Genomic DNA, 15,461 nt, shown 5'->3' with positions numbered 1-15,461 from the left:
AGTTCCTTTGGGACGGCTTTTTGTATGAAAAGAATCTTTTACCTAAATTGATTGATCAAATGTTAATTATTTGCCAGCCAGCGCATCGCAGAATGCCTTACCGTAAGGTGGTAGATCCGGAGGACGTCTAGCCGAAATGATGTGACCGTCAGTAACTACAGCTTCATCTTTCCAGATCGCACCGCCATTCTCCATATCATCACGAATTCCAGGAGTTGAAGTAACAGTTACTCCATTTAAAATCTTCGCTGAAATTAAAACCCATCCTGCATGGCAAATTTGTCCGATTGGTTTTTTATCCTCGTGCATGTCACGAACCAATTGAAGAACTTTGTCGTAACGACGTAGCTTGTCCGGAGCCCAACCACCTGGTACTAGAATGCCGTCATAATCTTGACTATTCAATTCATCAAATGAATATTCTGCAGTTGCTGGAACACCGTACTTGCCAATATAGGTTTTGCCTTTTTCGTGACCAGCTAGATGGACCTCAGCACCTTCTTCACGAACTCGGTATACAGGATACCATAACTCTAAATCCTCAAATTCCTCATCAACGAGAGCTATTACTTTTTTACCTGTGAGTCTCATAGGTTCCAAGCTCCTTTCTAAAATACATTCCGGCTTAACTAGCATGGGTCGGTATGACGTTTGCTGCCGAATGTATTCATTGTATCAAATCCATCAGTGAGTTTCATTATGCATACAACAGGATGAACCATAATTGGAAAACAATATATTGTTACAATTTGAAGGATTTTCGAGTTGATAGTCGAATAGTACTATTCATATCAAAGCGTATTATCGAATTGACGATTAGTCCCGACTTATTAGACATCATGTGATAGGATTTGAGGTGGCCCAATTGTTCAAGAATTGCAAATGTGGACAGATGATGAGTGTCGATCTTAGAAGGCTGGTGTTTGCACGAAAGGTCTGGATCTCCCATGTTCCCGTTTATGCTTGTCAGGATTGTTCAATATATGAACTCTTACCGTTACTTAAGGCAGATTTAGTCTGCTATATAAGCTCGCTTGGCGATGTGAAGAGACGTATGCAAGTTTCATTTGCCGACATCTATGAACCAGCTTCTGTGCTACGAGATGTGCTGTCATCTTCTAGTGATTCATTGCTTGAATTTCAACATCGTTGCAAGGTTGCGTTTGATGATCGGATCAACCAGTTGCTGGATCTTTATCGTGTCGCCCAATTAGAGTGTGATACGGAGTGGATGGCAGAGATAACTACTCGGCTGAAGAAGATGACTGCATTTGTACAATTGCAAAATGAGTATTTGGATTTCTGTGCGAGTTAATGATGGATTTTGTCGAGTTAGTTGGATTTTTCACGAACATTTTGTTAGGATATAGTATAGGAACTTCAATATAATGAAGGGAATGTATATCCTATGGCGACTATGACGAAAATGACTACAAACGAACAATTGCTTGATGCGTTAGAAGCATCTAATCAGAAGGCACTTCTTCTGTTTAAGCACAGCACTAGATGTCCGATCAGTGCGAGAGCTTATGAGCAAGTGACTGCGTACCTAAAGGATCAGCCTAATGAAGAGGTTAAGTACGCTATGATTGATGTGATAGCTGACCGTGCGATTTCGAATGAAGCTGCCGAGTCTTTAAACATTAAGCATGAATCGCCTCAAGTTATTCTTGTTAGACAAGGAGCGCCAGTCTGGCATACATCCCATTCCCATATTACGACTGAAGCGCTGAGAGGCAATTTGGACAAGCTGTAGAGCTGTGTCATTGCACAAAGCAGTAATTTGTCGTATCATAAATTTAATTGGCTGTTGTACGTATGTATGAATGAATGAAAATTTATTGGCAATGGAGAGAAGGAATTTGACGGTAACCATTTACGATGTGGCACGTGAAGCAGGCGTTTCGATGGCAACGGTGTCGCGGGTTGTCAACAATAACCCCAACGTTAAGCCTCAGACCCGGAAGAAAGTATATGAAGCAATAGAGAGATTGGGATATCGTCCGAATGCAGTAGCCAGAGGATTGGCGAGCAAGAAGACAACAACCGTCGGCGTTGTTATCCCAGACATTTCGAACTCTATTTTTGCTGAAATCGCCCGGGGTATTGAAGATATCGCCAACATGTACCATTATAATATTATTTTGTGTAACGCCGACAAGCGGAAGGAAAAAGAAATTCGTGTCATCAACACCTTACTTGAGAAGCAAGTTGATGGCCTGCTGTTCATGGGTGGAACTGTTACGGACGAGCATATCCAAGCATTCCAAACCTCAGCAGTACCGATTGTTTTGTGCGCGACTCGAGATGAGAAGGGGTCATATCCTTCCGTCGATATCGATCACGAGCAAGCGGCTTTTGATGCTGTGAGTACCTTGATTCGACATGGACATCGTGAGATTGCGATGATCAGCGGAACGCTGCAAGATCCTGCTAATGGATATGCACGTTTTCAAGGATATAAGAAGGCGCTTGAGGCAGCTGGTATTGAATATCAGGAAGACCTTGTGCGGATCGGTAACTACCGTTATGAGTCCGGGGTAGAAGCGATGAAGTACTTCTTAGGATTGAAGAAGAAACCAACCGCTATATTTGCGGCAACGGATGAAATGGCTATTGGAGCTATTCATAGCATTCAGGACGAAGGCTATAAAGTTCCAGATGATTTCTCGATCATTAGTGTCGATAATATTCGTATGGCTTCTATGGTTCGTCCACAGTTGACGACAGTCGCTCAACCGATGTATGACTTAGGCGCTGTAGCAATGCGTTTACTTACGAAATTAATGAAGAAAGAGAATGTAGATAATTCTCGTGTTATTTTGCCGCATGAGACAATTCTTCGCCTTTCTGTCAGTCATGTAAATGAGTAGGTAGTAGGTACCTATACATTGATAGAGATTTTGAAAGAAGCTCCTTCTTGGAGCTTCTTTCTAGTGTGTATAAACAGAACTCTTATATTACTTATGTCCTGTTATTTAAGAGGCGTAAGTACGAGTAGACGAAAGAATGGAGGGGCACAAGGATCATGACAACTTCGGTAATAGGGTTAATTGGTGCGATGGATGAAGAGGTTGAACTACTATTGGCTCAGATGGAGAGTAGTGAGAAAGTCACAAAATCTGGAGTGAATTATGTAAAAGGTACACTTGAAGGTAAAGAAATAGTGGTATGCAAGTCTGGTGTTGGCAAGGTTAATGCTGCAATTACAACACAAGTACTTATTGATTATTTCGGTGTTTCACAGATTCTGTTTACAGGGGTTGCAGGTGCTCTGGACCCTAGATTAAACATCGGTGATATCGTTATTTCTTCATCGTGTATGCAGCATGATATGGATGTGACTCCACTCGGCTTTGAGCGTGGTGTTATTCCGTACCAAAGTGTATCTGACTTCCCTGCAGATGGTACTCTGATCAAACTTGCTGAGCAGGCTTGTAAAGATCTCTCAGCAGATGGATACCTTGTAGGAAAGGTTCTGTCAGGGGATCAATTCATCGCGAGTAGAGAAACTGTACAAATGCTCTACGAGCAATTGAACGGTGCATGTGCTGAAATGGAAGGATCCGCAGTAGCTCAAGTATGCTATATGAACGAAGTGCCGTATGTTGTCATTCGATCCATGTCGGATAAAGCAGATGGATCTGCACATGTGAATTTTCAAGAGTTTACGGTTAAAGCATCCCAGCGCTCGCATTCCATTGTCACTCATATGCTAAAACATTTGTAAAATTAGATTAACATATCTAAAATACTAGTCTCATAGAGACTGATATCTGTTCATAGGTTTTGATATCTATTTCATAAGTATGCAAAAAGGCGTTGTCTCTTTGAATAGAGCAGCGCCTTTTTCATGACAATAATCTATTTTAATACATAAATCGCTGTTGGAATCTGATCCGGTCAAACTGCTCCTGCGAAGATAAGGGTACCTGCTTTCCGATCTTGACCATGAGACAATTAGCGGGATGGGAGCAAATCTCAGGATCATCTGTTGCATACCATTCCATTTCTACGACTTTCATCAATCGTTCCATCATTTTGCGGTAATCCCATACATTCAAACCACTTCCCTTGAGGTCCCAATGCCAATAGTATTCCGTCGTAAAAACGATATATTGCTCCATTTGTTCATCTTCAAAAGCGGTCTGTATCATCTTCTGGCCTAGACCGAGTGAACGGTAATCATTAGCGACTTCAATAGCTCCAAGCTCAACCAAATCTTCCATTTTCCCCTGAGACCATCTTTCTTGTTCATCAGGATAATGAAAGGTTACATACCCTACAATCATATCCCCATCGCGGGTAAGAATAATTCTTCCTTCAGGTAAGCCAGCAATTTCAATTAGCGCTTCATGCTGCTCTGCAGGACGGCGAAAGGCATTGAGGTCAGGGTGCATAGTCAGCTTAGAGAGCTGCTCGGGCGTTACAGGGCCTTCTATGATTAGGCGGCGGTCTTCAGGAAACAAGAGGTGAGACTTGTATAGCTTGTAGTGTTCCATCCGGTACGCTCCTTTCAAGTACATACCCTACTTATAGCAAAAAAATAAAAAAATGAAAAGCAATGACAGGAAATCATATCCTATGATATAATCTTTTCGACATAAAACCTTCACAATTATTACATTGACTTTCGAGTTTGACTCTCGAAATTCCTTAGGTCTATTTCCTGATGATTTGAGCTCCATGATGACCTGCCGTTTGTGAATTCTAATGTACCATTCATATCATTTGTAAGCGCTGTCCACACAAGTAGGAGAACGATTTAAGAATGAGGAGGATGCAATTATGAATCAAACGCACACTGAAGTGCTGCCGAGTGAAGTTACCATTTCCAATATGAGCAATTACGAGCAAGCAGCTTCTCAATTTTCGTGGGAAGAAGTTGAACGCCACTTCACTTGGTACGATACAGGCAAAGTCAACATGGCATACGAAGCAATTGATCGGCATGTGGCCGAAGGAAGAGGAGATAAGACTGCGCTGTTGTATAGTGATGCAACTCGTGATGAAGCTATCACTTTTGCTCAGTTGAAAGAGAAGTCGGACAAGTTCGGCAGTATTCTCCGCAGTTACGGAATTGGCAAGGGAGAGCGGGTCTTTATTTTTATGCCTCGTAGTCCTGAGCTATATGTTAGTTTGTTCGGTATTTTGAAGGTTGGTGCCGTAGTAGGTCCTTTGTTTGAAGCTTTCATGGAAACAGCGGTTAAGGATCGGTTGGAGGATAGTGGAGCAGTGGCGCTAGTTACGACTCCTGCACTATTACCACGTGTGAAACGTGATGAGCTTCCGGAATTAAAGCATATTTTTGTAGTGGGTGAGAATACACCAGAGAATGAAGGTCTCATCGATTATTACAAAGAGATGGAGAATGCCTCATCGGATCTTGAGATCGAATGGTTAGATCGTGAAGACGGTTTGATTATGCATTACACTTCTGGATCAACAGGTAAACCTAAAGGTGTCTACCACGTACAGAATGCAATGCTTCAGCATTACTATACAGGTAAAGTCGTTCTCGATCTGCGAGAAGATGATATTTATTGGTGTACAGCGGACCCGGGATGGGTTACTGGAACATCTTATGGAGCCTTTGCTCCTTGGCTTAATGGTGCAACAAACGTAATTCGCGGCGGACGTTTCAGTCCTCAGGATTGGTACGGAACGCTTGAGAAATATAAAGTAACGATTTGGTACAGTGCTCCAACAGCATTCCGTATGCTGATGGGGGCAGACAAAGATCTTATCTCCCAGTATGATTTGAGTAACCTGCGTCACGTACTCTCAGTAGGAGAACCTCTTAATCCTGAAGTGGTACGTTGGGGACATAAAGCTTATAAGCAGCGCATTCATGATACATGGTGGATGACGGAGACGGGTGGACAATTGATCTGTAACTATCCAAGCATGGCGATCAAGCCTGGGTCTATGGGTAAACCATTGCCAGGAATCAAAGCAGCTATCCTGGATGATAAGGGGCGAGAGGTTGCTCCTTACACGATGGGTAACCTAGCGATTCAATCAGGATGGCCATCTATGATGAGACAAATCTGGAATAATCAAAGTAAATATGAGGAATATTTCAGAATTCCAGGTTGGTATGTATCAGGAGACTCTGCTTATATGGATGAAGAAGGATACTTCTGGTTCCAAGGTCGTGTCGATGATGTTATCAACTCTTCTGGGGAGAGAATCGGGCCATTCGAAGTGGAGAGTAAGCTTGTAGAGCATCCAGCTGTTGCTGAGGCAGGAGTTATTGGTAAGCCTGACGTAACAAGAGGGGAGATTATTAAAGCATTTATCTCCCTGCGCGAAGGCTATGAGCCTACTCAGGAGCTAAAGGATGATATTTATCGTTTTGTGAAGGAAGGATTGTCAGCACACGCAGCTCCTAGGGAAATTGAATTTAAGGATAAACTGCCGAAGACACGTTCTGGTAAAATTATGCGTCGCGTCTTGAAGGCTTGGGAACTGGATCTACCAACAGGTGATTTATCTACAATTGAAGATTAATAGAATGTAAAGAGCAGCCTCCTGGCTGCTCTTTATTTGTATAATGCATAAATTATGAATTGTGATTATTCCCGTATAACGTATATCAAGAAGAAGGGACGCCAGAGTACATGAAAGTGCACTCTGGCGTCCCTATTTGTTTAACAGCTTTAATTCTTCTCAAAAAACACGGTAGCTGAAGGTGAGGACTGACCAATTGTATTTACAGCTGTAATCCGGAATGTTCCACTGATCGGAGCGCTGCTCTTATAGTAAAACTCATTAGACTGCGACGTTCCGAGTTGTTGGTAAATCCCATCATTGTTAGGGCTGTAATGAATGATATATAAACTTACTTGATCATCAGCTGGATTGCTGCTCCAAGAGGCTTTAAAGCCGTCTGGTGTAGCTTGAATATTTGGCTGTCCAGGTTGCTGTGGCGGAGTAGAGGGACTGTTAGAATCAGTCTCAGGCGTCTCTTGAGCTCCATCATCAGGTAATACCTCATCAGGGGTAGTATCTATCTCTGGCACTATTGGATTAACAATCTGTTGGTAACCGGCGATAGCACTCGGCTCAGATGCTTTACCAGCTACGTCTACGGCTACAATATAATAGCTTGCATTTCCAAGCCCAGTAAACTGTTTAGTAGCATCTGCCATAACAATCTGACCTGTTTGCATATAAGGGCCGTTGTTCAAAGAACGATAGAGCCTATAGCCGACTACATCAGGCGAACCGCTTGGAGAGAAGGTGATAACTCCATTGGAGTAGTTCACGTTCTTAGGAGGGGTTGGAGCCCTTCCATCGTCAACTCTCGGATCGACTTTCGTTGGCATGCCTTTATTAGCGTCTCTAGGGATGTAATACTCTAGCGGCTGGCGTTCTCCACGCATAACCGCGAAGGCAGCCTCTAGTTCCTTAATCAGTTCATCAATAGGCTTTTCACGCTTGATGACCATTTGCTCTTTAAGGAAATCTGAAGGTGTTCCATCTCTAGGTATATAATTAGCGCCATTGTAAGTAATGTACTTGGCTTTAACCAGACTGTCATCTCTCTCTGTAGGCACATACTTGACATTAAAGAGATCTGTTACAAATTTGTCAGTCAGCTCTGAAGGGAGTTTTCCACTATATGCTGAGACTGTTTTGGAGATAATTCCCTCAGGTTTTTTGAATTCTTTTGTTGGGAACAAGTCAGGCTTAAGATCGATAGCCTCATTCATGACTTTGGACCATATGCGCTGAGCATGTTTCTTCTGATCATCTACCAAGACATTAACGGATTGTTTATAACCGATCCATACACCCAAGGTAATGTCAGGAGAATAACCCATAAACCAGCTATCACCGTAGTTTTGGCTTGATCCCGTTTTTCCGACAACTGGAATGGTATTGAAATGCTTGTAGTTGTTGCGAACTGTGTCACCAGAACCATTCGTGATAACCGTACGCATCATATCCGTCATCAAGTAGGCAGTTTGATCGGAATACACCTGCACCGGATCTACCTTGTGCTGGTAAACAATCTTACCATTGGAATCTACAATTTTTTCAATCATATAAGCATCTGTGAATTTACCATGGTTGCCAATCGAGCTGTAGGCATTTGTTAATTCTTCTACAGATACACCGTATTTGAGTCCACCCAAGACACCAGTTGATGCTGCGTTATCGGCCTCGACTAGGGTAGTTATTCCGAGTTTCTTAGAGAAGTCCCATGCCTTATCGATACCGATGGCATTATTAAACAACTTCAGTGCGACTGTATTCGTTGAGTTATTCAAGGCTTCACGAGCAGTCATGAGACCCTTGTATCCTCTATAGACATTTCGTGGAATATGATACCCTTTTGAATAATCTTTCAAAATAATAGGTGAGTCATCTACGATACTGCCTGGTTGAACCTTACCTTCCTCAAGGGCGGGTAAATAAGCTGCAATAGGTTTCATAGCCGACCCCGGTTGGCGAACCATCTGTGTAGCATAGTTCATTTCCTCTGTCTTGAAGTCTCTGCCTTCAATCATTCCGAGGATTGCACCGGTTTTATTATCAATCATCATTGCAGCCGTCTGTTCTTTCCCTTTTGTTTGGCTATCAGGGTAGAAGTTACTGTTGTCTTCTGCGATCTTTCGCATAGATCCATAAATGGTACGATCGATGGTTGTGTAGATTCGATATCCACCGGTACTAAGTTGTGAGCGTGCTTCCTTCATCAGATCGCCGTTTTCTTTCGTTTGTTCACCATCAACGTCTGGATGGTTAAGCTTCATTAAAATTTTCGAAGCTTGACGTTCAACTTCCATCATCAGATATGGATAAGTTACATAAGCTTTCTGCGTGCGTGGAGCCAATGATTTCTTAATGTCAAACGCTTTGGCCGTTTTATGCTCTTCAGGGGTGATCTTACCCTCTTCTAACATACGGTCAAGCACGAGATTTTGACGCTTTAGAGCACGCTTGAAAGACTTCTCATCAAATTCTCCGATCCCGTTAAACGCCGAATAGGCAGAAGGGAGTTGTGGAAGACCTGCAAGGTAAGCTGCCTGAGCAATATTCAATTTATTCAGATCGCTGATATTAAAAATACCCTTAGCTGCTGCTTTGATTCCGAACACATTGTAGCCGTTTGAACCGTTACCAAATGGAACTTTATTCAGATAAGCTGTGATAATCTGTTCCTTACTTAAAAATCGCTCCAAGCGTAATGAAAGCAAAATCTCTTTAACTTTCCGGTCACTTGTCTTGTCGCGGCTTAAAAAAGCTTGTCGAGCGAGCTGCTGCGTAAGTGTGCTGCCACCTGTCTGAACAGGTTCATTCAAGAGGCGTTGTTTAACAGCGCGTGCAGTGCCCATAAAGTCGACTCCATTATGTGTATAAAACCGGTTATCTTCTATGGATACAACCGCATCAATGACGAGTTTCGGAATGTCATCATAACTCACCGGTCTTCGATCCTCTTCCGTCCGAAGTTGACCGATGGGGGATCCATCACCAAAGTAGGCGAAACCAGTGACGGCGTTGTCATTCATCTTTTGTTCGATGAGAGCCCTTGATCTTATGGGTTCATCTTTAACAATAGAGGTTACATAACCAAAGACGGCTCCTCCAACGAATAACGTACCCATCAAACCAATAACAAAGAGCCAGCCTATAACCGATCCTATTCTGCGTCCGATGGATCTCTTAGGAGGTCGTTGTTTATCTGGCTCCTTTTTTTTCTCCTCAACCATGTATGTTACTCCTCCTTTTAACGCACCTATTATAGCATAAATCGACGCATTTGAATCATCATATCGCATCCTGTCGTTCCCATTTTACGGAAGTTTTATTTTGTAGGAGACAGAAGAGAGGCATTCCTCCTAAAGTTGGCGTACAAAAAACTTAATAAGATGAGCATGAATGTTTGAGAGCGCGATAATTCTTCCTATTGTTCGCATAGGAAAGGATTTTCTTGCATTCGATTTAGAAGGGCGTAAGAGAATGTATTGATCATTATTTAAATATCATGAATGATCTTTTGATGTGATAAAAATAAGACGGACAAACCTGAAAGTTCGGTCTCACATTTAAGAAACGGAACTAAGAGGTTCATTCGTCTTTAAGTAGACAGGTATAAAAAAACCGGAGGCATAAGCCCCCGGCTGTTAAGAACTCAATCTTAACGGTTGTAGAATTCGACGATTTGCTTCTCATCGATATCTTGAGACAATTCGGAACGCTCTGGAAGACGGATGTACTTACCTTCCATTGCAGTTTCATCGAACTCAAGGTAAGCAGGAAGATGTACGCGATTAGCCAAAGCATCTTTAATTGCAGAAAGGCTACGGCTTCTTTCACGAAGACCGATTACGTCGCCAATGCTAACAGCATAAGAAGCGATGTCCACTTTTTTGCCGTTAACAGTTACGTGACCGTGTGCTACCAATTGACGAGCACCTGCACGGGAGTTGCTGAAGCCAAGACGGTAAACAAGGTTGTCCAGACGGCTTTCGAGCAATACCATAAAGTTCTCACCGGCAATACCTTTCATGTGCTGTGCTTTATCAAACAGGGTGCGGAATTGCTTCTCACCCAAGCCATACATATGACGAAGCTTTTGCTTTTCTTGAAGCTGCAAACCGTAGTTGCTCATTTTTCTACGTTGGTTAGGACCATGTTGTCCTGGAGGGAAAGGGCGTTTCAATTCTTTACCAGTGCCGCTTAGGGAAATACCCAAACGACGACTTAATTTAAATTTAGGACCGGTGTAACGTGCCATGTAATATAGACTCCTTTGTAATTAAGTTTCATTTAGGGCTCTATTTGCGCCGTATTTGTTTCATTCTGTCCGGTATCCGGCAGATCTGACGGGAAAGTTCAGCCGCTGTCCTGTCAGCAACAAATATCGTGAGGGTGACACAACGATTCCGCCCAAATTCAAATGAATGCAATGCATTCTTATCAACAATAAATATTATATGAAAAGCTGATATAAAGTCAAGTTGAAGATAAAGTTTATATACGGATAACTTTGTCTAAATTTGTCGATAGGCCCAAGGACCTAAAAAATATGAACAAAACGTCGAATTCTTAATGCAAAATGGGTAGGAAAAGAGTAAGATATATTTAATAGTAATTATTCTATTTGATTAAGTATACACAATTTAACGCGATAACGCTTGAAAGTGAAAGTGGAATAGGGGAGAAGCAACGGGTACATGTATATTCGTACATATTAGCGGGATGTTTTTTAGCTTATGACCAAGGTCTTTATAATGGTGCAAAGGAGCGCCCTTTATGTCAGAAGAACAACGTAAAGTTTCTGGAAGCTCTCCTGGTTCTACATCCAAGATAATGAATGTCGATCGGATTCTTAACTCGGAATCTTATGCGTGGCATCAATCTATGGATATAACACCTTCGGATTTTCCTTATCTTCAACAATTACTAGAAGAAAGCTTTCAAGAATGGAAGAGGGATAGCTCTGGACTTCAAATGATATTGCAATCTGATTGGGCTATCGTAGGTCCAAAAGGTGAATGGGTGACAGGCGATCCCAAACTGCAGAAGTATTTGTGGATTAAGGATGATGCTACACTTAGGCGAACATTGGAACTACAGGCGGTTACTATCGGTTTAAGTGAAGAGGTTTCTGGTGTTAGAACGATATGTGCTACACCTATTGTTTCAAGGAATCATCATGATGTATTCGCTGTGCTAATTAGTGCCGCGCCTCCGCATATCGACTCTGATCAAATTCAGTTTATGACTGAATCTGCAGCTGTTATGCTTCGCTCTTGTTTTTATCGGCGATTCGAACGTATTTTTGTAGAGGATATGGCAAAAATTCATGAACAAGCTCAGAGAGAGGCCAGTAGACGTTCCAATCTGTTTCATTATGTGAAGCGTATGCATGCTCAGATCAATGTAGATGGAGTACTTACAGAAGTGTTAGACAGTGTCCACGGTCTATATCCTTATGCTAACGTGCATCTTTTCATGTCACAGGACCATCAGAGTAATCATCCGCTAGTAAAGCCGTTACTGCTTCATCATTGGCAGGAGGAAGTGTATGTTCGTACCTTCATGGAGGGATCGCTCACGGTATGTGATGATACTCACCAGCCGGATAATATGGTTGAAATTGGAGTCCCTGTGGGTGGGAAGCAAGGTGTTTATGGTGTTCTCCATCTTCAAGTTGAGCAAGCACAACTGTCGGATATGGATCTTGAATTGCTAGGGATGATGGCGGATGCGGCTGGTACCGCATTCGAGAATGCTAAATTGTACGAGCAGTCGAATCTGATGATTCATGAATTACGTATGATCAACGAATTGACACAGCAGTTAAACAAAAGCTTACAGCTTTCAGACATATATCAATTTGCTAATGATGAACTTTTAAAAATTTTAACGGCAGAGTACTGCTGCATTTTAAGTTACAACGAGGAGCTTGGGGGACTTGAAGTCGTGTCCTGTAATGTTCCAAATCTTGAGAAAGAAGTGTTTGAGAAGAACTATGGTCTAGGTGGACATGTATTTCATTCCAAAGAGCCGCTGTTTATGGCTGATTATTCAGTGGAGCGTCCTGCGGATTCGAAATTAATGGAATCGACGGGATCGAATTCGATGATTGCTACACCTTTGATCGTTAATGGCGAAGTTCGAGGTGTTATTTTGTTAACCCATCGAAAAAGACATTATTTTTCATATGATAATTATCGTCTATTGCAAGCCTTAACGAGTCATATTGGGCTTGCCGTTGGCAACGCCTCATTACATGCAGAAGTACGATGGATGGCGAACCGTGACATGCTGACTGAACTATATGCACGTCATTACCTTGATGAAGCTATTCATGAGTGTCAGAGCCGTGATTTCTGTGGATCGCTCATTGTTGTAGATATTGACCAGTTTAAACAGGTGAATGATACCTTTGGGCATCAGCGGGGCGATAAAATATTGAAGCAGGTCAGTGGGATTGTGAAGACATCCATTCGACAAAGCGATATTGCAGCCAGATGGGGCGGAGAAGAGCTTGCTGTCTACTTGCCGGGTCTCGGCATTGAACAGGCGCTCCAAGTTGCAGAACGAATACGAATAAGAGTTGCAGAAGAGACTGAGCCAAGAGTCACTGTATCTTGTGGGATCTCAGAGTGGAACTGGATGCATGACAGGGTAAGTGTGGAATCTCTATTTTACAGGGCTGATATGGCATTATATGATGCGAAGAATAGTGGTCGTAATCGAATAGTTATTGAACGTACAGAAGTATGTGAATGAAAGGAACCCAGCGGCTATTCGTAGTCGGTGGGTTTTTTTCTGCATAAATGGGGGGGAGGCGGTTAGTCTAAGAGGAATGAATAAATGAAAGGCTGATTGCAATCATGAGAAAAAATCAATGTCGAATTAAACTACTATGGCTTGCTGTAATAGCTATATGCATGTTCATAACAGCTTGTGGTATGAATAAACTATCTGCAGAAGAATCCTTTACACGAGCGGTGGCCGGGCTTTCCGGTATGGATAATCTTGCTTTTAAAGGTAATGTTGTGATCAAAAGTGGGAATGGTGAACTGCATAATCAAGCTGTAGCCTTTGAAGGGCAGTTACAGGACCATAAATTGCTTACTATAACGACTTCAAAGTCACCTCCCTCATCAACTAAAGTTGCTAGTGATTTATCGGAGAACGCGGATTCCGAGGGTCTACAAGGGAAACTTCAGTATGATGGTAAGAAGTGGCATTCTCTTGCTAATGGTCATTCTAATGCAGACTGGATGGCCCGGATGAACCCGTTGGAACAGCTGAAGTTGATGGGTGAGTCTGATAAGAAAATTACAGATGAGGTAGGAGCTGCTAGAGGGACGAAAATACTTCGGATTGAGCTATCTCCAAGTGCTTCTAAGGAAATGACAAAGAACATGCTGACATATCAAATGCAAGCTATTCGCAGTCGAATGGAACAGAAAGGGGATGCTCTATATACTGACGACCCTAAGGTGAAATCTCGACTCTTAACAGTATGGGAGAGAGAAAATCAAACAATGAATCAGTTGCTTGATAAGTCAAATGTAAACACAGTCTTCCATCTAACGATTGATAAGAAAACATACCTACCGAGCAGGTTGTCTTCAGAACGAACCATTTCCACAGCCGGCTCCAAGGGACAGAAAAGAGATGAAACGTTGGTGTCTGACATTCTTTTTATGGACTATCAATAAAATTCAGAGGGAGCGGCTGACGCTATCCCTCTTACCGTGATACAATATAGGAATACGAATTTACCGCTGTTCAATTGAGGTTGTGCAGTGACTAGCTCAAGGGAGGTAAACATTTATGAAGGATCCAAGAATTCAGAAATTAGCAGAAAACCTGGTCGGTTATTCTGTTGATATGCAGCCAGGGGAAAATGTTTTAATTGAAATGATTGGTTCTGAGCGTGACTTGCTCAATGCCATTATTGAAGAAGTGGGAAAAAAGGGAGGACATCCTTTTGTCCAGCTTACAGATAAGACCGTTCAGCGCGCGATGCTGAAAAATGCAACAAAAGAGCAACTTACATTGTGGGCAGAACTTGATTTGGCCCGTATGAAAGAAATGGATTGTTACATTGGTATTCGTGCTGGAGAGAATGTGAATGATCTCGCTGATGTTCCAGAAGAAAACATGAAGTTATACAATGCGCTGTATTCGCACCCTGTACATAGTGAAGAACGTGTTAAACGCACGAAGTGGGTTGTGCTCCGTTATCCGAATGCAAGTATGGCGCAACTAGCGAATACGAGCACGGAGGCTTTTGAAGATTTCTATTTTGATGTCTGCAACTTGGATTACTCCAAGATGGATCGCGCACAAGATCCGCTCGCAGAATTGATGAGAACGACAGATAAGGTTCGTATTGTTGGTCCAGGTACAGATCTGAGTTTCTCTATTAAAGGGATTGGGGCCGAAAAATGCTCAGGACAAAAAAATATTCCTGATGGCGAAGTATACACCGCACCCGTTCGTGACTCCGTAAACGGCACGATTTCTTATAATTCCCCAACGTTATACAATGGTGTTACCTTTGAAAACATTAAATTCCGTTTTGAAAACGGCAAAATCGTAGAGGCAACGAGCAGTGATACTGAACGCCTTAACGAAATCCTTGATTCCGATGAGGGAGCTCGTTATATCGGAGAGTTTGCTATTGGTTTTAACCCTTATATTTTGAACCCGATGAAAGATATCTTGTTTGATGAGAAGATTGCTGGAAGCCTGCACTTTACGCCAGGTCAAGCATATGAAGATACGGACAATGGCAATCGTTCTTCCATCCACTGGGATCTTGTATTGATTCAGCGTCCGGAGTATGGCGGGGGAGAAATCTATTTCGATGATGTATTGATTCGCAAAGACGGTCTATTCGTCATTCCAGAACTAGAGGGGCTAAACCCCGAAAATCTGAAATAAGACGAAATATAGTTGCGCGAGAAAACGGATTC

Annotated in this window: 12 protein-coding genes; 8 read left to right on the top strand and 4 right to left on the bottom strand. The window is 42.4% G+C overall.

Annotation, left to right across the window (positions count from 1 at the left end; translation table 11 throughout):
- Positions 1-66: 66 nt before the first annotated feature.
- On the bottom strand, positions 67-591 hold the full coding sequence (locus AC3WJJ_RS06680) for a type 1 glutamine amidotransferase domain-containing protein (RefSeq protein WP_492539062.1): 525 nt from the start codon (positions 589-591) through the stop codon (positions 67-69).
- A 250-nt stretch (positions 592-841) separates the two neighbouring features.
- Here AC3WJJ_RS06680 and AC3WJJ_RS06675 point away from each other — a divergent pair, with 250 nt between their 5' ends.
- The 4 genes from AC3WJJ_RS06675 to AC3WJJ_RS06660 all read left to right on the top strand — a co-directional run bounded on the left by AC3WJJ_RS06675 (position 842) and on the right by AC3WJJ_RS06660 (position 3,730).
- On the top strand, positions 842-1,315 hold the full coding sequence (locus AC3WJJ_RS06675) for a hypothetical protein (RefSeq protein ID WP_492539060.1): 474 nt from the start codon (positions 842-844) through the stop codon (positions 1,313-1,315).
- 93 nt (positions 1,316-1,408) lie between these two features.
- A complete protein-coding gene (gene ytxJ / locus AC3WJJ_RS06670; protein ID WP_492539058.1) occupies positions 1,409-1,756 on the top strand; it encodes a bacillithiol system redox-active protein YtxJ in 348 nt (115 codons plus the stop codon).
- A 106-nt stretch (positions 1,757-1,862) separates the two neighbouring features.
- A complete protein-coding gene (ccpA, locus tag AC3WJJ_RS06665; RefSeq protein ID WP_492539056.1) occupies positions 1,863-2,873 on the top strand; it encodes a catabolite control protein A in 1,011 nt (336 codons plus the stop codon).
- A 155-nt stretch (positions 2,874-3,028) separates the two neighbouring features.
- Positions 3,029-3,730: a 5'-methylthioadenosine/adenosylhomocysteine nucleosidase gene (locus AC3WJJ_RS06660; protein WP_492539054.1), complete on the top strand. Its 702-nt coding sequence runs from the start codon at positions 3,029-3,031 to the stop codon at positions 3,728-3,730.
- 139 nt (positions 3,731-3,869) lie between these two features.
- On the opposite strand, the gene AC3WJJ_RS06655 is transcribed toward AC3WJJ_RS06660, so the two are convergent.
- Positions 3,870-4,502, bottom strand: coding sequence for a GNAT family N-acetyltransferase (locus AC3WJJ_RS06655; RefSeq protein WP_492539052.1), 633 nt, complete (start codon positions 4,500-4,502; stop codon positions 3,870-3,872).
- 286 nt (positions 4,503-4,788) lie between these two features.
- Here AC3WJJ_RS06655 and acsA point away from each other — a divergent pair, with 286 nt between their 5' ends.
- On the top strand, positions 4,789-6,513 hold the full coding sequence (gene acsA, locus AC3WJJ_RS06650; protein WP_492539050.1) for an acetate--CoA ligase: 1,725 nt from the start codon (positions 4,789-4,791) through the stop codon (positions 6,511-6,513).
- Positions 6,514-6,662: 149 nt separating this feature from the next.
- Here the strand turns inward: acsA and AC3WJJ_RS06645 are convergent, their stop codons facing one another.
- A complete protein-coding gene (locus AC3WJJ_RS06645) occupies positions 6,663-9,725 on the bottom strand; it encodes a transglycosylase domain-containing protein (RefSeq protein WP_492539048.1) in 3,063 nt (1,020 codons plus the stop codon).
- A 428-nt stretch (positions 9,726-10,153) separates the two neighbouring features.
- Complete coding sequence (gene rpsD, locus AC3WJJ_RS06640) at positions 10,154-10,753, bottom strand: 30S ribosomal protein S4 (RefSeq protein WP_422660465.1); 600 nt, start codon at positions 10,751-10,753, stop codon at positions 10,154-10,156.
- 518 nt (positions 10,754-11,271) lie between these two features.
- Between rpsD and AC3WJJ_RS06635 the strand changes: the two genes are divergently transcribed.
- From AC3WJJ_RS06635 to AC3WJJ_RS06625, 3 genes are all read left to right on the top strand, one after another.
- Positions 11,272-13,257: a sensor domain-containing diguanylate cyclase gene (locus AC3WJJ_RS06635; protein ID WP_492539046.1), complete on the top strand. Its 1,986-nt coding sequence runs from the start codon at positions 11,272-11,274 to the stop codon at positions 13,255-13,257.
- A 104-nt stretch (positions 13,258-13,361) separates the two neighbouring features.
- Positions 13,362-14,198 (top strand): hypothetical protein, encoded by an 837-nt coding sequence (locus AC3WJJ_RS06630; RefSeq protein ID WP_492539044.1) that lies wholly within the window; start codon positions 13,362-13,364, stop codon positions 14,196-14,198.
- 115 nt (positions 14,199-14,313) lie between these two features.
- Positions 14,314-15,429, top strand: coding sequence for an aminopeptidase (locus AC3WJJ_RS06625; RefSeq protein WP_492539042.1), 1,116 nt, complete (start codon positions 14,314-14,316; stop codon positions 15,427-15,429).
- Positions 15,430-15,461: the final 32 nt, after the last annotated feature.

This window comes from Paenibacillus sp. FW507-14B1B, assembly GCF_058781425.1.
This window is presented reverse-complemented; position numbering and strand designations above follow the sequence as displayed.

Bases quoted from the DNA above. Each gene is read 5' to 3' on its own strand.
- AC3WJJ_RS06660 (WP_492539054.1), top strand. From the start codon at position 3,029: ATGACAACTTCGGTAATAGGGTTAATTGGTGCGATGGATGAAGAGGTT.
- acsA (WP_492539050.1), top strand. From the start codon at position 4,789: ATGAATCAAACGCACACTGAAGTGCTGCCGAGTGAAGTTACCATTTCC.
- AC3WJJ_RS06625 (WP_492539042.1), top strand. From the start codon at position 14,314: ATGAAGGATCCAAGAATTCAGAAATTAGCAGAAAACCTGGTCGGTTAT.
- AC3WJJ_RS06680 (WP_492539062.1), bottom strand. From the start codon at position 591: ATGAGACTCACAGGTAAAAAAGTAATAGCTCTCGTTGATGAGGAATTT.
- AC3WJJ_RS06645 (WP_492539048.1), bottom strand. From the start codon at position 9,725: ATGGTTGAGGAGAAAAAAAAGGAGCCAGATAAACAACGACCTCCTAAG.
- AC3WJJ_RS06630 (WP_492539044.1), top strand. From the start codon at position 13,362: ATGAGAAAAAATCAATGTCGAATTAAACTACTATGGCTTGCTGTAATA.
- AC3WJJ_RS06655 (WP_492539052.1), bottom strand. From the start codon at position 4,502: ATGGAACACTACAAGCTATACAAGTCTCACCTCTTGTTTCCTGAAGAC.
- rpsD (WP_422660465.1), bottom strand. From the start codon at position 10,753: ATGGCACGTTACACCGGTCCTAAATTTAAATTAAGTCGTCGTTTGGGT.
- AC3WJJ_RS06635 (WP_492539046.1), top strand. From the start codon at position 11,272: ATGTCAGAAGAACAACGTAAAGTTTCTGGAAGCTCTCCTGGTTCTACA.
- ytxJ (WP_492539058.1), top strand. From the start codon at position 1,409: ATGGCGACTATGACGAAAATGACTACAAACGAACAATTGCTTGATGCG.